The sequence below is a fragment of the Aliiroseovarius halocynthiae genome (assembly GCF_007004645.1).
Taxonomy (GTDB): Bacteria; Pseudomonadota; Alphaproteobacteria; order Rhodobacterales; family Rhodobacteraceae; genus Aliiroseovarius; species Aliiroseovarius halocynthiae.
This window is the reverse complement of sequence record NZ_ML660019.1, coordinates 397,282-419,021: the sequence shown is the minus strand read 5'-3', so window position 1 is coordinate 419,021 and position 21,740 is coordinate 397,282. Positions and strand designations below refer to the sequence as shown.

Sequence of the window (21,740 nt, the reverse complement as noted above, 5' to 3'; positions counted from 1 at the left end):
ATCAGTTGGTTTCGCGCGCATGCCTAGTCTGAAAGTGCCTTTCGCGCAAGGGCGCTGCAGCGCGGCATCACGCCGGGCTTGCATATGAATGCGACACGCGATAGCGCTAAAGCGCCCATTTTCCAGACTTTTGAAGGATCTAAAATGCCCGAGGTTTTGGACCTCACTTTCTTCGCCTTTGCAATCCCGGCGGTGATCTTTGCCGGGATTTCGAAAGGCGGCTTTGGCTCGGGGGCAGCTTTTGCGGCGACCCCATTACTGGCTTTGATTCTAGAGCCGGGGGCCGCTATCGGACTGATGTTACCGCTGTTGATGCTGATGGATGTGACGGCATTGAAGCCCTATTGGCGCAAGTGGGACTCTCCGTCCGCGTGGGCGCTGATCCTAGGGGCGCTTCCCGGTGTCGCCATCGGCGGGGCGCTGTATTCCATCGCTGATCCTGACCTGTTTCGCCTTCTGATCGGGCTGATTGCAGTCGGGTTCGTGCTGTTCCAACTGGCGCGTTCGAATGGAATGATCCCGCAAGCGGCGCGCCCGATGCCCGGACCGATGGGGGCGTTCTGGGGGATGATTGCCGGCTTCACCAGCTTCATCAGCCATGCTGGTGGCCCCCCGGCAGCCGTCTATCTTCTGTCCCGCCAGCTGGACAAAACCACCTTCCAAGCAACCACCGTGATTGTCTTTTGGGCGATCAACCTGATGAAGTTCCTGCCCTATTTCGTGCTGGGGATCTTCACTTGGCAAACGGCAAAGGCAGATCTTATGCTTATCCCCTTTGCCGTCATCGGTGTCTGGATCGGAGTGCATCTGCACCACAAAATGTCCGAACGCCTGTTCTTTGGTCTGACATATATTTTCTTGATCGTGACCGGGGCCAAGCTAATCTGGGAAGGCCTGACATAGCCTTAGACGTCGATCTCGATCAGAAAGACAAACAAATGCTTCGACACCTGACCACGCTAACCGAAATTCTTATGGCCTCTTATTGGCTCTTTGCGTTCCTTTTGGCATTTGGCTTGATCAGCATCGATCCATCACTGATGTATTCTGACTATGAGAACCCACGCGTCGTCGCGTGGAATTGGTCGTTCTTCCCCATAGACATAGCTTTTGTGCTGCTTGGGCTTACCGCGACTTTCGCCGACCTGAAGCCAGCACTCCGTGAACGGCTTTCTGCAATTGCAGCAACGTTGATGTTGTGTGCGGGCGGAATGGCAATTTCTTACTGGGTGATGACGCAAGAGTTTGACGTCACTTGGTGGGCGGTCAACCTGTGGCTCATTGTGCTTGGAATTCTGAACTTGACCTGCCCGACGCGGGTCGGAGGCAAAACAGCGCTGTCATCCCCAGCATAGCTTCTTTCCGCCACGCCAGGGACGAAGCTTCGCCCCTTCACTTAGACAGGATCACCCAGACGTGCCGGCGTCAATTCCTCGTTCAGATGCTCGAACCCCTGGCCTGCGGCGACAAGGCAGGTCATCCCATTCGCCATAGTCACCGTGATCGTCCAAGAGCCTGTTTCGGGCGAGGCAAAGACCTCGACCACCTGCCGATCCGAAGCCAGCCCGATCGACTGGCGCGTTTCACCATAAGAATCGGTCAAGCGCTGCACCACTGCCGCGCGTTCGGCACATCGAGCCGAACCCTGCGCCTGCAATTGTCCAGCTGACAGAAGGATCGCACCGACACCAAGTCCAAGGGCCAGAATGTCCTGTTTCATGGATCTGTCCTTTCAATTGGGCCGCTCTGCCGGGCCAACCGGCGCACCGGCGGCATCAAGGCCTTGTTCCATTAGGTGCCGAACTGCATCCCGTCGCATCAGTGGCCAACCGTGGGCCCTCCCGTCATTCGGCGCTTATGGAACAAGCCTGCGCTTTGAGGCCAAAGAACTGGTTAACGCGCCGCGCCATTCCCTGCGCAACCATGAACCCTACGTAAATTTTCTGCATCGCGGCAAAGTTTGCCTTGCGGATTGGTGCGTAGATGTGATCCCCTGCGCAACAATATTGCGGAGATACAGAATCATGCCCACACGCCCCTATCGTTCCGTCCTTTACATTCCCGGCTCGAAAGAACGCGCTTTGGAAAAGGCGCGTGGCCTTGCCGCTGACGCGATTATTTTCGACCTAGAGGACGCGGTCGCCCCGGACGCCAAGGTTGAAGCTCGCGCGATCCTGAAAGCCGAACTGAACAAAGGCGGCTATGGCAACCGTGCCAAGATCGTCCGGATCAACGGGTTTGACACGGAATGGGGCAAAGACGATGTGGCCGCCTTCGTGGGTGCGGACATCGACGCGATCCTGATGCCGAAAGTCGGATCGGCCGCGCAGCTGGATGAACTGGCCGCACTGATCCCAGACGTCGACCTCTGGGCGATGATGGAGACCCCCATCGGCATGCTGAACGCTGCCGAAATCGCGGCCCACCCCCGTCTGAGGGGCTTTGTGATGGGTACAAACGATCTGGCGAAAGAGCTGAACACCCGTTTCCGCGCCGACCGTCTGCCGATGATGGGCGGGCTGCATATGTGTCTGATCGCAGCCAAGGCCCATGGCGTCGTGATCGTCGATGGCGTCTATAATGCGTTCAAGGACGAAGACGGGTTGAAAGTCGAGTGCGATCAGGGGCGCGACATGGGCATGGATGGCAAAACGCTGATCCACCCTGCACAGCTGGACATCGCCAACGCTGCCTTTGCCCCTTCCGAGGCTGAAATCGATCTGGCCAAACGTCAAATCGCTGCATTTGAAGCGGCTGAAGCCTCGGGTCAGGGGGTCGCAGTTGTGGATGGTAAAATCGTCGAAAACCTGCATGTTGAGACAGCAAAATCCATTCTTGCCAAGGCTGACATCATCGCTGCGATGGGGGGCTAAGGCCTCAACACAGGACAGTAGCCATGACGCTTCTTATTCTCGGTCTAGCCCTCTGGTATGTCGGACATTTTTGGAAACGCGCCCTGCCCGCGCAGCACGCGGCCATGGCCGAACGGGCCAAAGGGTTATCAGCCAGCCTGATCCTGATCAGCGTGGCCTTCATGGTGATCGGATATCGCGCGACAGAAAGCTTTGATCTGCACGCTTATCCACCAGCGCTGCGACACGTAAACAACCTGATGGTCTTGTTCGCGATCTATTTCATGAGCCCCGGACCGTCGAAAGGCGCACTTTTTTACAAGATGCGCCACCCCATGCTGACCGGCTTTATCATCTGGACCGTCGCGCATTTGATTGTGAACCCGGATCTCGCTTCGATGATTCTGTTCGGGGCGCTGACGGTCTGGGCCGTTCTGGAAATCATCATCATCAACCGATCCGAACCTGATTGGCAGCCGAACCCCAAGGGCAAGATCGCCAAAGACGGGATGTTCTTTGTGGCGTCTATTATCTTGCTGGCGGTCATTGGGTACATCCACGGGCTGGTCGGCCCCGCGCCTTTTGGTGCCTAACCCCACGCGTCCGCCCCGGCGGACAATGACACCTTTGACGGGCGGACCCTGAATGTCCGCCCCGACCTGACAATTGGAGAGCTATGATGGCCAAGACCAATCCCGGACGTTTCTTTGAGGACTATAATCTGGGCGATGTGATCGACCACGCGGTGCCGCGCACTGTGGCCGAAGGCGAACGCGCATTGTACCATGCGCTGTATCCGGCACGCCATGCTTTGTATTCGTCGGACGAATTTGCCGGGGCGTGTGGGCTGGAAGGCTCGCCCATCGACGATCTGATCGCATTCCACGTGGTGTTTGGCAAAACCGTTCCTGACATCTCGCTGAACGCTGTGGCCAACCTTGGTTATGCGGAAGGCCGCTGGCTGAAACCCGTCTATCCCGGCGACACGCTACGCTCACAATCCGAGGTGATCGGGTTGAAGCAGAACTCGAACGGGAAGTCGGGCGTGGTCTGGGTCCGCACGCGCGGGTTCAACCAGATGGATGAACCTGTGATGGAATATGTGCGCTGGGTCATGGTGCGCAAAGGCGATCTGGCCGCGCCTGCGCCGGACACCGTGATCCCTGCACTGAAGGGCGTTCTGGATGCGTCGGACCTGTCGATCCCTGAAGGTCTGTCCTTCGCAGAATACGACTTCACACTTGCCGGCGAACCGCATCGCTGGGGCGACTATGAGGTGGGTGAGAAGATTGATCACGTGGATGGCGTGACCGTCGAAGAAGCCGAGCACATGATGGCGACCCGTCTGTGGCAGAACACCGCAAAGGTGCATTTCGACGCCACCTTCCGCCCGGACGGTCAGCGCTTGATCTACGGCGGGCACGTAATCTCGATGGCGCGCGCGCTGTCGTTTAATGGCCTTGCCAACGCGCAGATGATCGTGGGTCTGAACGGCGGGGCACATGCGAACCCCTGTTTCTCGGGCGACACGATCCGCGCATGGTCCGAGGTGCTGGACAAAGCCGACACCGATGCCCCCGGTGTCGGCGCGGTGCGCCTACGTTTGGTCGCCGTCAAACACGGTGCGCCTGAATTTGCCCTAAAGGGCGAAGACGGCAAGTACCTGCCCGAGGTTATGCTGGATCTAGATTACTGGGCGCTGATGCCGAAGTAAGGCTCTGGTGCGAGACGACTGAAGATCACCTCGCACCAACTCTACGCGTAGTTTGATCGCCAGTTCGGGTTGGATTCCCCAAAGCGCGGCCTATTTCCCGACTAATAAAGTCAGAATACACGGGCATACAATTATGTGATCACAACTTCGAAAACTGTGATCACAAGGATACCAAAACCCCTCTGTTAGCGCAAAATTCCCGACTTTCCGGTCGCTTCTTGCGTGACTCGGTGCCGCAAAAGGCGTTATTCCTGTCGCAAAGCCGAAATAGACAGAAGGAGGCCGCCATGGCCGACGTGAACAGAGGCGACCGCCCTCTTTCTCCGCATCTGCAAGTATACCGCCCGCAGCTGACCTCCATCACCTCGATCTTCGCCCGGGTCACCGGAGTTGCCCTGCTGGGTGCTGCGATCTTGGTGGCTTGGTGGTTCTTCGCCGCATCAATGGGTGTTGGATACTACAATGTCGTGAACGGTCTTATGACCTCGTTCGTTGGAGACGTGATCATGTTCCTGGCACTCTGGGCGCTTTGCTATCACGCACTATCCGGCCTGCGTCACCTGATCTGGGACATCGGCATCGGCCTTGACGTCGAAACCGCCGAGAAGATGGGCATTGGTGTCATCATCGGGTCCGTCGTTCTGGCGATCCTTGTCGCCTTGATCGTGTAAGGAACCCGCTATGCAATATATGACTGACCGCAAACGCGCCGTGGGCAAAGGCTCTTCGGGTTCTGGCACGGAACATTTCTGGGGACAGGCCATTTCGGCCGTTGGTCTTCTGATCCTGATGCCGCTGTTTGCCCTGACCTTCGGCTGCGCCCTTGGCCTGCCCTATGACGAGGCTATCGCCTATTACCAGCGCCCCTTCCCCGCGATCATCGCAGCCATGACATTCGTCGTGTCGATGGTTCACTTCCGTCACGGCATTCAGGTCGTGATCGAGGATTATTCGCGCGGCGTTACCAAGAAGGTTCTGGTAATCGCTTGTACCGCACTGGCCTACACCGTTCTGGCAGTTGGCCTCTATGGCCTCGGCCGCATCGCTTTTTAAGACCGGAGAGCAACCAAAATGGCAGCTTACGAATACGAAACGCACGACTATGACGTGGTCGTGGTCGGCGCTGGTGGCGCTGGTCTGCGGGCCACGCTTGGCATGGCCGAACAGGGTCTGCGCACCGCGTGTGTAACCAAAGTTTTCCCGACCCGCTCGCACACTGTTGCGGCGCAGGGCGGCATTGCCGCGTCCCTGTCCAACATGGGCCCAGACAACTGGCAGTGGCACATGTACGACACCGTGAAGGGCTCGGACTGGCTGGGCGACACGGATGCAATGGAATACCTGGCCCGCGAGGCACCTAAAGCGGTGTACGAGCTGGAGCATTATGGCGTTCCCTTCTCGCGTACCGAAGAAGGCAAGATTTATCAGCGCCCCTTTGGCGGCCACACCACCGAATTCGGTGAAGGCCCTGCGGTACAGCGTACCTGCGCCGCTGCTGACCGGACCGGTCACGCGATCCTGCACACGCTTTACGGCCAGTCGCTGAAGAACAACGCTGAATTCTACGTTGAATACTTCGCCATCGACCTGATCATGTCGGAAGACGGTCAATGTCAGGGCGTTGTCTGCTGGAAGCTGGATGACGGTACCATGCACGTCTTCAACGCGAAGATGGTTGTGCTGGCGACGGGCGGCTATGGCCGTGCGTATTTCTCGGCCACCTCGGCCCACACCTGCACCGGCGACGGTGGCGGCATGGTGGCCCGTGCGGGTCTGGCCCTGCAGGATATGGAGTTCGTTCAATTCCACCCGACCGGCATCTACGGCTCGGGCTGTCTGATCACTGAAGGTGCACGTGGCGAAGGTGGCTATCTGGTCAACTCGGAAGGCGAGCGTTTCATGGAGCGTTATGCGCCCCAGTATAAAGACCTTGCCCCGCGCGATTATGTATCTCGTTCGATGACGATGGAAATCCGCGAAGGCCGCGGTGTCGGCGCTGATGGTGACCACATCTTCTTGCACCTTGACCACCTGCCCGCCGAAGCCTTGGCCGAGCGCCTGCCGGGTATCTCGGAAAGCGCCAAGATCTTTGCCGGTGTTGACGTGAACAAGGAACCGATCCCGGTTCTGCCGACCGTTCACTACAATATGGGCGGCATTCCAACCAACTATTGGGGCGAAGTGCTGAACCCAACCGCCAAGGACCCAACGGCTGTTGTGCCCGGTCTGATGGCTGTTGGTGAAGCAGGTTGTGCGTCGGTGCACGGCGCGAACCGTCTGGGTTCGAACTCGTTGATTGACCTTGTGGTCTTCGGTCGCGCCGCCGCGATCCGCGCTGGCAAAGTTGTGGACGCAGACAGCGCCAACCCGGTTCTGAACCAAGCGTCGGTGGATGCGGCATTTGATCGTCTGGATGGCCTGCGCCATGCCAAAGGTGCCGTCCCGACCGCTGATTTGCGTCTGGAAATGCAGAAGACGATGCAGGCAGATGCTGCCGTGTTCCGTACCGCCAAGACCATGAAAGAAGGCGGCGAGAAGATGACCGCCGTGGCCGCCAAAATGGACGATCTGGCTGTCACCGATCGCTCGCTGATCTGGAACTCGGACCTGATGGAAACGCTGGAACTGGCAAACCTGATGCCGAATGCCTTGGCCACGATCCACGGCGCAGAAGCCCGCGAAGAAAGCCGCGGTGCACATGCACACGAGGACTTCCCAGACCGTGACGACAAGAAGTGGCGTGTTCATACGGTCAGCCGCGTAGATGGAAACAGAGTCGACCTGTCCTATCGTCCGGTCGTCGTAGATCCGCTGACCACCGAAGATGAAGGCGGCATTGCATTGAAGAAAATTGCACCTAAAGCTAGGACTTTCTGATGATGAAACAACGAGTTATAAGAATTTCAGGTGCAGTCTCTTGCATCGCTGCATTTGGTCTATCGGGGTGTCTGGGCACAAGCCAAGCCCAGATCAAACAGCAACGCGATCTCGTAAAGCAGTGCGCTGTCGAAACCGGTGCTCATGGCAGCTTCCGCCACAACGCACCTGATAGCCAAGGCCGTTTCTCGGTGGTCGCAGCGAAGGGCACTCCCCCAGCAAGCGCTACGGTGATTAATACATGCCTTCGTTCAAAACAGGCCGTCTCTGGTACTGGGAAGCCAGGTGTATTTGACGATTCGTCGCCCATCACTGCGGGCGTCCGCGATTGCCCTGTTAGTGGCTTGGTTGGCGCGGGCAGCTATTGTGTCAACGGCAAGGTCGTAACCTACTGACCACGCCGTTAGGTAGATGGCATAAGCGCCTCGGGCTGCACATTGAATTACTCTGCAGTCCGACTGGGCGCTCACGAATGAGCGTGAGGAAAAATGGTACAGTTCATACCGCCCAACGGATGGCTAACCGATACATGCAATGCAGTGTTACTGAATATCGGCAGTACTGAGTTTAGGATCCTCACACCCACGGCTTGTACGCTTTAAGGAAAACACATGGCTGACAGCATTAATGGCATCCCTAAGCGAATGGGGCATATCTGGATCGGGCCGAAACCGGCGCCGACCCATTGGATGTCATCATGGCAAGAGTTGCATCCCGATTGGGAGTATACACTTTACGGCAATGACATCTTAGAGACCTTCAACTTTCGCGCCAAACATCTGATCGACTATTACATTAAGGTTGGTGAATATGCTGGGGCAGCCGATCTTATCCGCTATGAGGTCTTGCATGCCTTCGGAGGATATATCGCGGGTGCGGATTCGATTTGCCTGCACCCGATTGATGAGCTGTTTCAGGGTCCACACGCGCATACAATTTATGAGAACGAGTTTGTGCGAGGTAAGCTTGTATCACCGATCCAAGCCTGTGAACCCGGAAACCCGTTCCTAGACACATTGATTGATCGCCTGAGCAAATTGTCAATCGACCAACTGAAGTCAGCGTGGGCGACAACCGGAAACCTCTTCCTAGCGCGCGCGATTCGTGAGCTGTCCCCCCCAATCACCATCTGGCCATCACATACGATGATCCCCGTTCATTTCACGGGCGTAACCTATGAAGGCAACGAAAAAGTCTATGCGATTCAGCTGTTCGGGACCACACATGGATCATATGGCAAGGATCAGAAGACCCCAAGCAAGGGGGTACCCATTCTCGAGAAAATCCGCATGCAACTTAATCGACAAAAGTTCCGGAAACAGCGCCGGAAACTCGAGAAGGTAGACTATTTCGAGCGTGCTCAGAGATGGATCGCAGATGCACGCCCCTCGACGACCCAGGCAGCCGATGATCTTCCCGATCCGCGCTCACCCAAACAAACGTAGGAAATTGGTATGGTACAATTCAAGCTCCCCAAGAACTCGACCGTTCGCGTCGGGAAGACATGGCCAAAGCCAGAAGGTGCTACCAATGTGCGCAAGTTCCAGATCTATCGCTGGAACCCGGATGATGGTGAAAACCCGCGGGTTGATACCTATTTTCTGGACATGGACAAGTGCGGCCCGATGGTTCTGGACGCGCTGATCAAGATCAAGAACGAGATTGATCCGACCCTGACCTTCCGCCGTTCGTGCCGTGAAGGCATCTGTGGGTCCTGTGCGATGAACATCGACGGGATCAACACGCTGGCCTGTATCTATGGCATGGACGAGATCAAGGGCGATGTGAAGATCTATCCGCTGCCGCACATGCCGGTGGTGAAAGACCTGATCCCGGACCTGACGCATTTCTATGCGCAGCATGCGTCGATCATGCCGTGGCTGGAAACCAAGACCAACCGCCCCGCGAAAGAGTGGAAGCAGTCCATCGAAGACCGCAAAAAGCTGGATGGTCTCTATGAATGCGTTATGTGCGCCAGCTGCTCGACCTCGTGCCCGAGCTATTGGTGGAACGGTGATCGCTATCTTGGACCAGCCGCTCTGCTGCATGCCTATCGCTGGATCATTGATTCACGCGATGAAGCCACGGGCGAGCGTCTGGACGAGCTTGAAGATCCCTTCAAGCTGTATCGCTGCCACACGATCATGAACTGCTCGAAGACTTGCCCGAAAGGCCTGAACCCGGCCAAGGCGATTGCCTCGATCAAGAAAATGATGGTCGAGCGCCAGCTTTGATCGCAGATCTGCAAGATGCAATTCTGTTGGCCGCCCTTGCAGGGGCGGCCATTCCATTTGGGGCATGGCTTGCTAGATTTGGTCGCCTGTTTCCCGGCCCGCTACGGGATCAGGCCAATCACTGGATCATGGCTTTTGGTGCCGGCGCGCTCTTGTCCGCCGTCGCCCTTGTTCTGATCCCCGAGGGGCTAGATCGTGTTCCGGGCCTGTCTGCCCTGATCCCGCTTATTCTTGGTGCCCTCGCCACCCTCGCCGTTGACATGGCATTGTCGCGGCAAGGTGGATCTAAGGCACAATTCATGGCCATGCTGATGGATTTCATCCCGGAAACCATTGCCTTAGGTGCCGTGATCACAGCGGAGCCCCGGCTCGCCGTCCTTTTGGCTGCCCTGATCGGGGCGCAAAACCTGCCCGAAGGGTTCAACGCGGACAGAGAGCTGGAGGTCGGCAGCCAGATGCCACGCGGCAAACGATTGGCCCTTTTCGCCTCGCTTGTGCCTTTGGGGCCAGTTGCAGCGGTGGTTGGCGTAACGATGCTGTCAACCGCCCCCGCGATCCTAGGTTGGTTGATGCTGTTCTCGGCAGGAGGCATCCTGTACCTGATGTTTCAGGACATCGCGCCGGAACTGCGGATCAAACGCAGCTGGTCCCCACCACTTGGCGCGATCCTTGGTTTCGCGCTTGGTTTGGCCGGGCATATCCTGACCGTATGACGGGATGTGCCAAGGCGTCACGGGCACCAGATCAGCCCAGCTTTGGTCAGATTATCCGCAAGTTTCGGATCGCCCAAGCCTGAGCGGGCTGTGATGCTCTTTCAAAACGAAGGAGACCACATCCAATGCCACTTTTCTCAGGAATTTCCCAAGACCACGCCGATGCTCTGCGCGCAGGCGCACCGGATGCTTACGGTAACCTGCCAGAACGCCAAACAAGCGACGGGACCGCGCCCTGCCGGTGCTGCTTGAACCTTATCAAAGAAGGACGAGACATGCTGGTATTCGCACATCGTCCCTTTGATGCGCCGCAGCCCTATGCGGAAACCGGGCCCGTTTTTCTATGTGCTGATCATTGTCACGCGGTTACCGCATCCCCCGACCTTCCGCAGGTCGTCGTGTCGCCAAACTATCTGCTGAAGGGCTATGACGCGGACGCGCGGCTGGTCTATGGAACAGGTCGCATTGTCCCGAAAGATAACCTTGCAAGCTATGCGGATGCGCTGTTGGACCGGCAGGATATCGCATTTGTCGATTTGCGCTCTGCCACCAACAATTGCTGGCAAGCGCGGTTGCACAAGGCATAACGCGGGTGACTAGATCGCGATATTGTCGATCAGACGAACATCGCCCAGCATCGCTGCTGCCAACAAGCGGGCGGGACGGGTCAGGTCTTTGACAGGTGCAAGCGTCTCTGCGTCTCGCATCTCCAGATACTCGACCGCGTCATACCCCGCCCGCTCGATCTGAGCTTTGGCGCTGTCCAGCACCACGCGTGGTTCAGCGCCGCGGCGAATAGCGTCGGCGGCGCGGTCCATTTCAGCCTTCAAAGCCGGTGCGATGGCGCGTTCTTCCGGCGTCAGGCGTACGTTGCGCGAGGACATGGCCAAGCCATCCTCTTCGCGCACTGTGGGGCAGCCGATCACCTCGGTCTCGATGTCCAGATCTTTGGACAAGCGACGCACCAGAAGCATCTGCTGATAGTCTTTTTCACCAAAACAGGCCACATCGGCGCGTGATTGTAAAAACAGCTTCGACACCACGGTCGCCACGCCATCGAAATGGCCGGGTCGATGTGCGCCTTCCAGATCTTCGGTCAGGCCCGACACACGCACATTGGTCGCGAAGCCTTCGGGATAAATCTGATCCGGCGTTGGAGCATACAGCGCGTCGACGCCATAGGGTGCCAATTTTTCTGCATCATCTTCTTCAGTCCGGGGATAGTTATCCAAATCGCCCGGATTGTTGAACTGTTTTGGGTTCACGAAGATCGTGACAATAACACGGTCCGCTTGCTTTTTTGCCTCTTCCACCAAAGACAGATGGCCAGCATGCAACGCGCCCATCGTAGGCACCACGGCCACGCGCTCGCCGTTGAAAATCCAGCTGCGCCGCAGGGTGCGCAACGCGTCCTTAGAACGGATGATCTTCATTTCTTTTTGACCTCATCTGCAAAGACGTGCTCAAGCGCAGGGAAACTGCGGTCTCGCACCTCTTGGGCATATTTGGCAATGGCTTTCTCGCCGTCTTCACCCAGCGTCGCATAGCGTTTGGCAAATTTAGGTTTGAAGGCGGTGAACAGACCCAGCATATCATCGACCACCAGAACCTGCCCGTCACATTGCGCCGAAGCGCCGATACCGATAGTCGGGATCGATACCGCGTCGGTAATCTCATTGGCCAGACTTTCCGGAACTTTCTCCAGCACGACCGAGAACGCGCGTGCCGCTTCCACCGCCTTCGCATCGACCATCACGCGGTCGCGGTCTTCACCGCGGCCCTGAACCTTATAGCCACCCAGCGTGTTAATCGCCTGAGGGGTCAGGCCAATATGCGCCATGACGGGAATTGACCGGCTGGTCAGGAAACGGATGGTGTCCTCCATCGAGACACCCCCTTCCAGCTTTACAGCGGCAGCGCCGGTTTCGCGCATCAGGCGGGCGGCGTTGCGGAAGGCCTGTTCCGGGCTTTCTTCATACGACCCAAACGGCATGTCAACGACCATCATGGCCTGCTTAAGACCGCGTTTCACCGCTGCACCGTGCAGGCACATCATCTCCATCGTCACACCCAGCGTGTCGGGCAGCCCGTGGACCACCATGCCCACACTGTCGCCCACCAGCACGATGTCGCAATGCGCGTCCATCATTTGTGCGGTCGGCGTGGCATATGCGGTCAGCACGACCAGCGGCGTATCCCCTTTTCGGGCACGCACTTCCGATGGTGTCAGTGTCTTGATTTTGGCCGAGGCGCTCATGGTTTCCCCTCCCTGATCCTCTTCAGTGGCAGAAACTATAATGCTGCGACGCAGAAAATCAAAGGGGAATGACGGAACGTCTTTCCCTTGCCTTGGCCCGAAAACCCGCGTTTCATGGGGGTATATCCCGCTGAACGGGTAAGGAGGATCAAGATGACCAACCTGAAACTTACTGCAAGTGCTTGGGCACTGATGGCGACAACCGCCTTGGCCGGCAATGACGCAATCACTCTGGGCATGGTGCTTGAGCCGCCAAATCTTGACCCCACAGGCGGGGCCGCTGCCGCGATTGACGAAGTGGTATATGCCAACATCTTCGAAGGGCTGACCCGATTTGGCCCGGATGGTGCAGTCCTGCCCGCATTGGCCAGCGATTGGAGCATTAGCGAAGATGGTCTGATCTATACCTTTACACTGCGCGACGGCGTGACCTTCCATGACGGCACCACGATGGATGCCGAGGATGTGGTCTTCTCGCTGGATCGTGCGCGGGCCGAGGACTCCACCAACGCACAGAAAGCCCTGTTCGCAGGTATCGAAAGCGTCACGGCCGTCAGCCCCACCTCGGTCGCAGTGAAACTGTCTGCCCCCAATGGCAATTTCCCCTTCAACATGGCGTGGGGCGATGCAGTGATCGTCGCACCTGAAAGCGTCGAAACCGCAGCAACCGCGCCCGTCGGCACAGGCCCGTTTACCTTTGTCGAATGGGCAAAGGGTGATCACGTAACCATGGCGCGCAATGACGCCTATTGGGGCGACGCGCCTGCTCTGGCCAAAGCCACGTTCAAGTTTATCTCTGACCCGAACGCCGCGTTTGCCGCCATGATGGCCGGTGACATTGACGCCTTTCCGAACTTCCCCGCGCCCGAGACCCTGGCCCAGTTCGAGGCCGATCCCCGGTTCAACGTCATTGTCGGCTCGACCGAGGGCGAGACCATCCTGTCCACCAACAACGCGGCCGAGCATCTTGACGACATCCGCGTGCGCAAAGCCATCGCCCATGCCATCGACCGTCAGGCAATCATCGACGGGGCCATGTTTGGCTATGGAACGCCCATCGGCACCCATTTTGCCCCCCACAACCCGGACTATATGGATCTGACAGGCAACTCTGCCTACGATCCCGAGCTGTCGCGCCAGATCCTGAAGGACGCAGGCAAAGAGGGGATCACCCTGCGCCTTATGCTGCCGCCACCCGCCTATGCCCGTCGCGGGGGCGAGATCATAGCTGCCCAACTGCGCGATGTCGGCATCAACACCGAGATCAGCAATCTGGAATGGGCCCAGTGGATCGAACAGGTCTTTAAGGGCAAGGATTTCGACCTAACCATCGTCAGCCACACCGAGCCCGCAGATATCAACATCTACGCCCGCCCGGACTATTACTTCCAGTATGACCGTGGCGAGTTCCAAGAGTTGAACGACATCCTCTCGGTCACTTCGGACCCGGCCCAGCGGGCAATCCTTCTCGCCGAAATGCAGCAGATCATCGCCGAGGACTATGTGAATGGATACCTATTCCAACTCGCGAAAACCGGCGTGGCGAACGCCAAGATCAACGGGCTGTGGGAAAACGCACCGACACAGGCGAATGACCTGACGGGCGTTAGCTGGTCTGAGTAATATTTAAGGTCAGCAGCCCCAGGGGTGCCGTCCTTTCTGATATGTTTGATGAGAATTATTTTATGAAGCATCTTCATTTGAGCTGCCTCGCACTGGTTTCCACCCTGCTTGTGCATGGATGCGTGGCAACCAAAAATCCCGAGCAGAGCGATCACCTGCTCGCGATCAAAGGGCGCCGCATCGTAGACGAATGTGCCGCGACCAAATGCTCATTTTTAAGGCTAAGTCAGGTTGGGCTAGCCGACAATGCGGATTTAGCCAAGTTAGCACATGTGCGAGGGATCGGTCTAAATTATACCAACTTCAACGACCTATCGTTACTTAGTCAAATGTCATGGCTTGAAAGATTATCTATTGGCGGCTCAGAGGTTCGAGATTTATCAGCAATTAGAGCGCTACAGAACTTGAAAGAGCTCGACATTTCCAGCCTTACCATAGATGATTATTCTGCACTCACAGCCCTGACAAAGCTTGAAAAGCTCGAAATTGATCATCACCAATCTGGTGCAATTGCAGCTGTAAAACAACTTCGACATCTACGTGAACTCAAGATCACAAACTACACTACAGGCACTAAGGAAGTTGATCTTACTCCGGTGGCGAACCACCCCTCACTCGAAAGTATTGTGTTGTGGGAGCTATATCCTCAAAGTTTTGCCCCGTTATTCACTGCGCCAAAATTAAAAGAAATCAGATTGATAGACGCCGTGGGCCACGGCCGAGAAGCAGAGGTAGAAAAGTTGATTGCAAAAGGCATCGATGTAATTGACGGCGTAACTGAAAATATTCCAGCAATTATGCCTTAGGCGCATTCGGATTGGGCGTCACACGGCGTTTCAGCACCGCCTCGCGCCATGTGATGTAGGTGACGGCGGCCATGATCATCCCTGCGCCGACAACAACCCACATGTCGATCGGTTCAGCAAACAGGAGAACGCCCACCATCGACGCCCATATGATCTGAAGGAAGGTCACGGGTTGCGTCACGGACACCGGCGCCTCGGCAAAGGCGCGGGTCATCGCGTAGTGGCCCGCCGTTGCAAAGAATGCGACCAGAACAAGCCAGCCCGCTTGTACCAATGTCAGCGGCTCCCAAACAAACCACGCCACGGGCAGCAAGCCAATGGTCACGGTCAGCGACATCATCGCCACGATCTGCGCTGCCGTTGCGTCCTGTGACAACCGTTTCGCGAGCAAATAGGACGCACCAAGGAAGATCGCCGTGAACACCATCGCCAGATGTCCGTCCCCCAGCTCGCGCACGCCGGGGCGCAGAACGATCAGCACGCCCAGAAACGCCACGCCAACGGCCATCATGCGACGGGTAGAAAACGTATCGCCCAGAAAGAGCGCCGCGCCCAGCATGACATAGATCGGGTTCAGGTAATTCATCGCCGTCACCTCGGCGATGGTGATTTGGGTCATCGCATAAAACCAGCACAGCACGGCCCCCACATGCACCACGCCGCGCACAACAAACAGCCGCCAGACCAGCGGCGAAAACTGTGCTTGCGGCAGTTTTACAAGGGCGGGCATGACGAACAGAAGCCCAAACAAGAACCGCAAGAACGCCGCCTGAGACGAGGGCATTGTCTGCCCCACATATTTGACCAGCACGTTCAGACCGACAAACAGGAACCCTGCGGCCAGCATCCATGCGATCCCATGCGCGGGGCGGTGATTTTCGATGTGTGGACTGCTCATGCGGCGACAAGACACTGGATCAGCTTCAGAAACAAGAGACCCCGGCACGGCAAAACCGAACCGGGGCCTGATATCTTTTCAAGGCGCGGGCTTAGAGCTGCGCCATCACCTCGTCCGAGGCTTCGAAATTGGTGGTGACGCGCTGCACATCGTCATCATCCTCAAGCGCATCAACAAGCTTCATCAGCTTTTGCATGTTCTCAAGGTCAAGCTCGGTGGTGATGTTCGGCTGCCAGATCAACTTGGTCGAGTCGGACTCGCCCAACGCAGCTTCCAACGCTGTCGACACTTCGTTCAGATCGGTGTCTGCGCAAACGATGCGGTGGCCGTTCTCGTCGCTTTCGCAATCCTCGGCACCGGCTTCGATCGCAGCTTCCATCACGGTGTCGGCATCGCCAGCATCAGCGCCATAAATCACTTCGCCCTTACGGTCGAACATGAAACCCACCGACCCGGTTTCGCCCAGGTTCCCGCCGTTCTTGGTAAAGGTCGAGCGCACGGTTGATGCGGTGCGGTTCTTGTTGTCGGTCATGGTCTCGACGATGATCGCGACACCATTCGGGCCATAGCCCTCGTACCGGATCTCGTCATAGTTTTCGGCGTCCCCGCCTTGCGACTTTTTAATCGCGCGTTCGATCACGTCCTTCGGTACGGATTGCGACTTGGCTTCTTTCACCGCCAGACGCAGACGCGGGTTCTTGTCCGGATCCGGGTCGCCCATTTTGGCAGCCACGGTGATCTCTTTTGCGAGCTTCGAAAACAGCTTCGAGCGCAGTTTATCCTGGCGACCTTTGCGGTGCTGGATGTTTGCCCATTTTGAGTGGCCAGCCATGGCGACCTCCGACTAAGTTCTTCGTTCGAGGTTCAATAGCCCATGGGGCGGACAAGGGGCAAGGGGCGTTACCCGATTGCTTTAGGCACGATCGTCTTTGGGCGATCCCATCACCACATGAGTGACGATCTGATGCACCTGCGGCAGCGTACCCAGCTTGTCCGTATGGAACCGCTTATAGGCAACCAGATCCTCGGCTTCGACACGCAGAAGGTATTCAACCGTGCCAGTGATGTTGTGGCATTCGCGCACTTCGTCAAACAACGCAATGGCGCGTTCGAACCCTTCCTGAGCGGCCTTAGTGTGGTCGGAAAGCCCGACCGTAACATAGGCGACAAACCCCACGCCCATCGCAGCCGGATCAAGAACCGCGCGATAACCCGTGATGACACCTTGCCGTTCAAGATCTTGCACCCGACGCAAACAGGCCGAGGGCGACAGCCCCACCCGATCCGCCAATTCGGTATTGGGAAGGCGCCCATCTCGTGACAATTCGCGCAATATTCGCTGATTTATTAGATCAATCTTCACCATTAATTGCATTACTACGTCATTTTTTCACAACTTTGCAATCCACAAGCGCAAACTATCAGCAACAATCCGGCAATGACATATGACCTTCTCCTCGCCCTTGTGACCTTCGCCTTCGTGTCGTCCATCACGCCCGGACCGAACAATCTGATGCTCATGGCATCGGGGGCAAATTTCGGGTTTATCCGCACCATCCCGCATATGCTTGGCGTCGGACTTGGCTTTACATTGATGGTGGTGCTTGTGGGCGCGGGGCTGATGCAGCTTTTTGACGCCTACCCGGTCAGCTATTTGGCACTGAAGACAGGCAGTGTGCTGTATTTGCTTTGGCTTGCGTGGAAAATCGCCCGCGCCTCCGAGCCAGGAACGGGCAAAACCGGCGGCACACCGATGACGTTTTTGCAGGCCTCAGCCTTTCAGTGGGTAAACCCCAAAGCGTGGGCCATGGCTCTTACAGCAATCAGCGCCTATGCACCCTCGCGCGATTTGGGGGCTGTCGTGCTGGTGGCGTTGATATTTGGAGCAGTGAACTTACCTTCAGTGTCAACCTGGACGATTCTGGGCCAGAAAATACGCGTCATCCTGACCAACCCAACACGGCTGCGCGCCTTCAACATCACCATGGCCCTGCTGCTTGTTGCCACACTTTTCCCCGTAATCTACGGGTGACGCGCCCACGTCCACGCGGTAAGCCTTGGGCATGACAACTGATCAGATCATCCTGTTTTCGCTTTTCGGGGCCGTCTTCGGCCTGCTTCTTTGGGGCCGTTTTCGCTATGATATCGTAGCCTTTTCTGCGCTGATGCTGGGGGTCGTGCTTGGCGTTGTCCCCACGAAAGAGGCATTTTCCGGCTTCGGCCACCCCGCCACACTGGTTGTGGCATTGGTGCTGGTCGTGTCTGCCGGGCTGGTACGGTCAGGGGCGGTATTTTTGATCACCCGCACACTTGTTGACGCGTCGCGCTCACTGGGCGCACATATCGCCTTGATGGGAGCCATTGGCGGGGTCCTGTCTGCCTTCATGAACAACGTGGCCGCGCTGGCGCTTTTGATGCCCGTCGACATCCAGACCGCGCGCAAGGCCGCGCGGCCCGTGGGCCTCAGTTTGATGCCGTTGTCCTTTGCTACCATCCTTGGTGGCATGGTCACACTAATCGGGACGCCCCCCAACATCATCATCGCCTCGATCCGCGAGGACGCATTGGGCGAGCCGTTCAAGATGTTCGATTTTGCGCCGGTCGGCGGCGTAACAGCCATCGCGGGCCTGATTTTCGTCGCTTTGATCGGCTGGCGGCTAATCCCACAGCCTGATGCCGGCAAGAATGGGTCCAACCCGATGGACGACTTTGGCCAATATGTTGCTGAACTGACCGTTCCGGAGGGCTCAAAGCATATCGGCAAGCGTGTAAAAGAACTGCTTGAAATCGCCGAAAAGAACGACGTTGCGATCCTTGGACTGGTACGCAGTGGTACGCGCCGCTATGGCACCCAGCGCGCAACGAAACTTCAGGCAGATGACGCGCTGGTGCTTGAAGCCACGCCCGAGGCGCTGGATGAATTTCGTGCCGCCACCGGTCTGGCTTTCGCGGAAGAAACCCGCGAAGAAAAGCTGAAGGCCGAGGGTGATGGCCTGTCCAAGATTGAAGTGGTCGTTCCAGAAAACGCCCGCATCGCCGGGAAAACCGCGCAGGCCATCGGGCTGAATTGGCGGCAACGCTCGGTCCTGATGGGCATTTCGCGTGCGGGCAAAAAGATCAACAAACAGGTTCGCAAGACCGAAGTCCAACCGGGCGACATTTTGCTACTTCTGGTGCCACAAGGGTCCGAGGCCGACGTCACCGAATGGCTGGGCTGCCTGCCTTTGGCGGAACGCGGATTGACCGTGACGCGCGACGAAAAAGTCTGGCTGGCCATCGGACTGTTTGCTGCTGCCGTTGCTGCCGCAAGTCTTGGCCTGATCTATCTGCCCGTCGCACTTGGGCTTGTTGTGGTTGGATATGTGCTGGCCAAGATCGTCCCGCTTTCCGAGCTTTATACCCATATCGAATGGCCCGTGGTGGTCCTTCTGGGCTCGATGATCCCATTGGGTGCCGCATTGGAATCTTCGGGCGGGACAGAGCTGATTGCCGGAACACTGGTGGGGATCACGCAGGGGCTTCCCGCCTGGGCCGTCCTAACCGTGTTGATGATCGTGACCATGACCCTGTCAGATGTGTTGAACAACACCGCAACCACCATCGTCGCAGCCCCGGTTGGCATCCAGATGGCACAAGCCCTTGGAAAAAACCCGGACCCCTTCCTTATGGCCGTCGCAATCGCAGCATCTTGTGCGTTCCTGACGCCCATTGGGCACAAAAACAACACTCTGATCCTTGGCCCCGGCGGTTATAAGTTCGGAGACTACTGGCGTATGGGGCTGCCGCTTGAAATCTTGGTTGTGGCCGTGTCGATCCCGGCAATTTTGGTGTTCTGGCCGCTGTAAAAGGGGCTTTGCCCCTCGCGCCTGCCGCGCTCACCCCAGGATATTTCTGACAAGAAAAAGGTCATCAGAGCGGCCAGAAGACCGGGATAAGAGCCGACGCCAAAATGCCCACGGACAGGTTCAACGGGATACCAACCTTCAGGAAGTCCGAAAACTTATAGCCCCCCGGACCGTAAACAAGCGTGTTCGTCTGATACCCAATCGGCGTCGCAAAGCTGGCAGATGCGGCCACCATCACGGCCACTACCAACGGGCGCGGATCAAGGCCCAGTGCCGTTGCCAACCCAATGGCAATCGGCGTGACCACCACAGCGACCGCATTGTTCGAGACCAGTTCGGTCAATACAGACGTCAGCAGGTAAATCGCCCAGACAATCAGGAAGGGTGGCAGCTTGCCCAAAATCGGTGCAATCCCTTCCGCGATCAGCGCCACTGCGCCCGAGCTTTCAAGTGCGGCGCCAATTCCAAGCATCGAGAAAATAAGAACCAAAAGGCGCCCATCCACTGCCCCGAAAGCCTCGTCCGCGTCGATGCAGCGGGTCAACAGCACAACGGCCACCGCCAAGACAGCCAGCAGGAATATCGGAGCGACCCCGAACCCTGCCAAGGCGACAAGCCCAATCAGCGCCGCCACTGCAATAGGGGCGTGACCGCGACGGTATTCGCGATCCGATGGGGCGGTGACGTCCACCAGATCCATGTCCTGCGCCAAGCGCTGGATATCTTCAGGTGCCCCTTCCAGCAAAAGCGTATCACCGACGCGGACCACCAGATCGTCCAGCTGTCGGCCAATATTCTGGTTCTTGCGATGCACCGCCAACGGATAGACACCATAGCGCCGACGCAGGCGCATTTTTCCCAACCGCTTGCCCACCATCTTGCAATCGGGCGAGATCAGAACCTCGACCGTCGTGGTTTCGACTGCCGACACCTGATCCACGCGCTTCAGGCCTTTGTCGCGCTGAAGGCTTAGAAGCTCGGTCATTGCTGTGCGCAAAACAACGCGGTCGCCGACCTGAAGTGTCACACCGGTTAGATCACGGCGCAGCGAGGTATCACCGCGCACCACGTCGACCAGTCGGACGCCTTCGCGTTTGAACAGTTGCACCCCGTTCACCTCGCGGCCAATCAGGTTGCTTTCCGGCGGGATCACGGCCTCGGTAAAAAACTTTTTGCGGGACTTATCCGTCAACAGCGTGGCCATACTGTCGCGATCTGGCAGGATCTTTGGCGCGATGAAACGCAGGTAAATCATGCCCCACGCAACCAGCACGATGCCCAGGGGCGTGACCTCGAAAATCGTGAAGGGCTCCAACCCGCCTTCGCGCGCCACACCATCCACAAGCAGGTTGGTCGAGGTGCCGATCAGCGTAAGCGTGCCCCCTAAAATGGCCCCATAACTCAGCGGGATCAGCAGCTTTGACGCCGAACGTCCGATTTTCTTGGCAAGCTGTATGAAAACAGGGATCATCACCACAACAACAGGTGTGTTCGACACCACAGCAGACGAGATTACGACGAATCCCATCAACGCGGCCAGAGCCATCATTGGACTGTGCTCGGCTTTCTTTTCCGCAATCTGCGTGAACCACTGAAGCGCGCCTGTACGTACCAGCGCGCCCATCACGATAAACATGGCGGCGATGGTCCATGGAGCTGGGTTTGACAGCACTTCAAGCGCGCTTTCATAGTCCAGAATGCCCATGACCAGCATGATCGAGACACCGCCAATGGCGACAACTTCAGTTGGGAAGCTTTCGCGCAGAAACAGCACGAACATCCCGGCCACGGTCATCAGGGCGATCACAGCCTGCGTGTTGGCACTGAACTCGAATAAACCCATGCACTGTCCCCATTTAATCACTTGGACCAGTTTTGCCCTGCCGAATGCACAGGGGCAAGCGCGGTTTTAGGGCGGTTG

24 protein-coding genes are annotated in these 21,740 nt (G+C 57.3%); 17 read left to right on the top strand and 7 right to left on the bottom strand.

The window, feature by feature from the left end; all coding sequences use genetic code 11:
- Positions 1–144 precede the first annotated feature (144 nt).
- A complete protein-coding gene (locus tag FIL88_RS02200; protein ID WP_142852178.1) occupies positions 145–903 on the top strand; it encodes a sulfite exporter TauE/SafE family protein in 759 nt (252 codons plus the stop codon).
- Positions 904–938: 35 nt separating this feature from the next.
- Positions 939–1,355: a DUF5360 family protein gene (locus FIL88_RS02195; RefSeq protein WP_142852177.1), complete on the top strand. Its 417-nt coding sequence runs from the start codon at positions 939–941 to the stop codon at positions 1,353–1,355.
- Between the two features lie 41 nt (positions 1,356–1,396).
- Here FIL88_RS02195 and FIL88_RS02190 read toward each other — a convergent pair whose 3' ends face one another.
- Positions 1,397–1,720, bottom strand: coding sequence for a hypothetical protein (locus tag FIL88_RS02190; protein WP_142852176.1), 324 nt, complete (start codon positions 1,718–1,720; stop codon positions 1,397–1,399).
- A 304-nt stretch (positions 1,721–2,024) separates the two neighbouring features.
- On the opposite strand from FIL88_RS02190, the gene FIL88_RS02185 reads away from it, so the two are divergent.
- From FIL88_RS02185 to FIL88_RS02140, 11 genes are all read left to right on the top strand, one after another.
- Positions 2,025–2,873 (top strand): HpcH/HpaI aldolase/citrate lyase family protein, encoded by an 849-nt coding sequence (locus FIL88_RS02185; protein WP_142852175.1) that lies wholly within the window; start codon positions 2,025–2,027, stop codon positions 2,871–2,873.
- Between the two features lie 23 nt (positions 2,874–2,896).
- On the top strand, positions 2,897–3,445 hold the full coding sequence (locus FIL88_RS02180; RefSeq protein WP_142852174.1) for an NnrU family protein: 549 nt from the start codon (positions 2,897–2,899) through the stop codon (positions 3,443–3,445).
- A gap of 86 nt (positions 3,446–3,531) precedes the next feature.
- Positions 3,532–4,566: a MaoC family dehydratase gene (locus tag FIL88_RS02175; RefSeq protein WP_142852173.1), complete on the top strand. Its 1,035-nt coding sequence runs from the start codon at positions 3,532–3,534 to the stop codon at positions 4,564–4,566.
- A 287-nt stretch (positions 4,567–4,853) separates the two neighbouring features.
- On the top strand, positions 4,854–5,237 hold the full coding sequence (gene sdhC / locus FIL88_RS02170) for a succinate dehydrogenase, cytochrome b556 subunit (RefSeq protein ID WP_142852172.1): 384 nt from the start codon (positions 4,854–4,856) through the stop codon (positions 5,235–5,237).
- Positions 5,238–5,247: 10 nt separating this feature from the next.
- Positions 5,248–5,619 (top strand): succinate dehydrogenase, hydrophobic membrane anchor protein, encoded by a 372-nt coding sequence (gene sdhD, locus FIL88_RS02165; RefSeq protein WP_142852171.1) that lies wholly within the window; start codon positions 5,248–5,250, stop codon positions 5,617–5,619.
- A gap of 18 nt (positions 5,620–5,637) precedes the next feature.
- A complete protein-coding gene (gene sdhA / locus FIL88_RS02160; protein WP_142852170.1) occupies positions 5,638–7,443 on the top strand; it encodes a succinate dehydrogenase flavoprotein subunit in 1,806 nt (601 codons plus the stop codon).
- On the top strand, positions 7,443–7,838 hold the full coding sequence (locus tag FIL88_RS16820) for a hypothetical protein (RefSeq protein WP_221931119.1): 396 nt from the start codon (positions 7,443–7,445) through the stop codon (positions 7,836–7,838). Before sdhA ends, FIL88_RS16820 begins: the two co-directional genes overlap by 1 nt.
- Positions 7,839–8,054: 216 nt before the next feature.
- The gene (locus tag FIL88_RS02155) at positions 8,055–8,888 is read left to right on the top strand and encodes a glycosyltransferase family 32 protein (protein WP_142852169.1); all 834 of its coding nucleotides are present in this window, start codon (positions 8,055–8,057) and stop codon (positions 8,886–8,888) included.
- Between the two features lie 9 nt (positions 8,889–8,897).
- The gene (locus tag FIL88_RS02150; RefSeq protein ID WP_142852168.1) at positions 8,898–9,677 is read left to right on the top strand and encodes a succinate dehydrogenase iron-sulfur subunit; all 780 of its coding nucleotides are present in this window, start codon (positions 8,898–8,900) and stop codon (positions 9,675–9,677) included.
- Positions 9,674–10,390 (top strand): ZIP family metal transporter, encoded by a 717-nt coding sequence (locus tag FIL88_RS02145; protein WP_142852167.1) that lies wholly within the window; start codon positions 9,674–9,676, stop codon positions 10,388–10,390. The genes FIL88_RS02150 and FIL88_RS02145 overlap by 4 nt, the downstream gene beginning before the upstream one ends.
- A 125-nt stretch (positions 10,391–10,515) precedes the next feature.
- Entirely contained in the window at positions 10,516–10,977 is a 462-nt protein-coding gene (locus FIL88_RS02140) for a DUF1203 domain-containing protein (RefSeq protein WP_142852166.1), read from the top strand.
- Positions 10,978–10,986: 9 nt separating this feature from the next.
- On the opposite strand, the gene panC is transcribed toward FIL88_RS02140, so the two are convergent.
- The gene (panC, locus tag FIL88_RS02135; RefSeq protein WP_142852165.1) at positions 10,987–11,823 is read right to left on the bottom strand and encodes a pantoate--beta-alanine ligase; all 837 of its coding nucleotides are present in this window, start codon (positions 11,821–11,823) and stop codon (positions 10,987–10,989) included.
- Complete coding sequence (gene panB, locus FIL88_RS02130) at positions 11,820–12,647, bottom strand: 3-methyl-2-oxobutanoate hydroxymethyltransferase (protein WP_142852164.1); 828 nt, start codon at positions 12,645–12,647, stop codon at positions 11,820–11,822. The genes panC and panB overlap by 4 nt, the downstream gene beginning before the upstream one ends.
- 153 nt (positions 12,648–12,800) lie before the next feature.
- Here panB and FIL88_RS02125 point away from each other — a divergent pair, with 153 nt between their 5' ends.
- Positions 12,801–14,270 carry an ABC transporter substrate-binding protein gene (locus tag FIL88_RS02125; protein WP_185960813.1) on the top strand — a complete coding sequence of 490 codons (1,470 nt, stop codon included), beginning with the start codon at positions 12,801–12,803 and terminating at the stop codon, positions 14,268–14,270.
- Between the two features lie 62 nt (positions 14,271–14,332).
- Positions 14,333–15,076: a leucine-rich repeat domain-containing protein gene (locus tag FIL88_RS02120; RefSeq protein WP_142852163.1), complete on the top strand. Its 744-nt coding sequence runs from the start codon at positions 14,333–14,335 to the stop codon at positions 15,074–15,076.
- Here FIL88_RS02120 and FIL88_RS02115 read toward each other — a convergent pair.
- The 3 genes from FIL88_RS02115 to FIL88_RS02105 form a co-directional block, all read right to left on the bottom strand.
- Positions 15,066–15,974 carry a DMT family transporter gene (locus FIL88_RS02115; protein WP_142852162.1) on the bottom strand — a complete coding sequence of 303 codons (909 nt, stop codon included), beginning with the start codon at positions 15,972–15,974 and terminating at the stop codon, positions 15,066–15,068. The two genes, FIL88_RS02120 and FIL88_RS02115, sit on opposite strands and share 11 nt — an antisense overlap.
- Positions 15,975–16,065: 91 nt before the next feature.
- On the bottom strand, positions 16,066–16,806 hold the full coding sequence (locus FIL88_RS02110) for a YebC/PmpR family DNA-binding transcriptional regulator (RefSeq protein WP_142852161.1): 741 nt from the start codon (positions 16,804–16,806) through the stop codon (positions 16,066–16,068).
- A gap of 81 nt (positions 16,807–16,887) precedes the next feature.
- Complete coding sequence (locus FIL88_RS02105; RefSeq protein WP_142853417.1) at positions 16,888–17,340, bottom strand: Lrp/AsnC family transcriptional regulator; 453 nt, start codon at positions 17,338–17,340, stop codon at positions 16,888–16,890.
- A 72-nt stretch (positions 17,341–17,412) separates the two neighbouring features.
- On the opposite strand from FIL88_RS02105, the gene FIL88_RS02100 reads away from it, so the two are divergent.
- Complete coding sequence (locus FIL88_RS02100) at positions 17,413–18,006, top strand: LysE family translocator (protein ID WP_142852160.1); 594 nt, start codon at positions 17,413–17,415, stop codon at positions 18,004–18,006.
- A 31-nt stretch (positions 18,007–18,037) separates the two neighbouring features.
- Positions 18,038–19,819, top strand: a complete 1,782-nt coding sequence (locus FIL88_RS02095; RefSeq protein WP_142852159.1) for an SLC13 family permease — start codon at positions 18,038–18,040, stop codon at positions 19,817–19,819.
- A gap of 64 nt (positions 19,820–19,883) precedes the next feature.
- Here the strand turns inward: FIL88_RS02095 and FIL88_RS02090 are convergent, their stop codons facing one another.
- Positions 19,884–21,662 carry an SLC13 family permease gene (locus FIL88_RS02090; protein WP_142852158.1) on the bottom strand — a complete coding sequence of 593 codons (1,779 nt, stop codon included), beginning with the start codon at positions 21,660–21,662 and terminating at the stop codon, positions 19,884–19,886.
- Positions 21,663–21,740 lie beyond the last annotated feature (78 nt).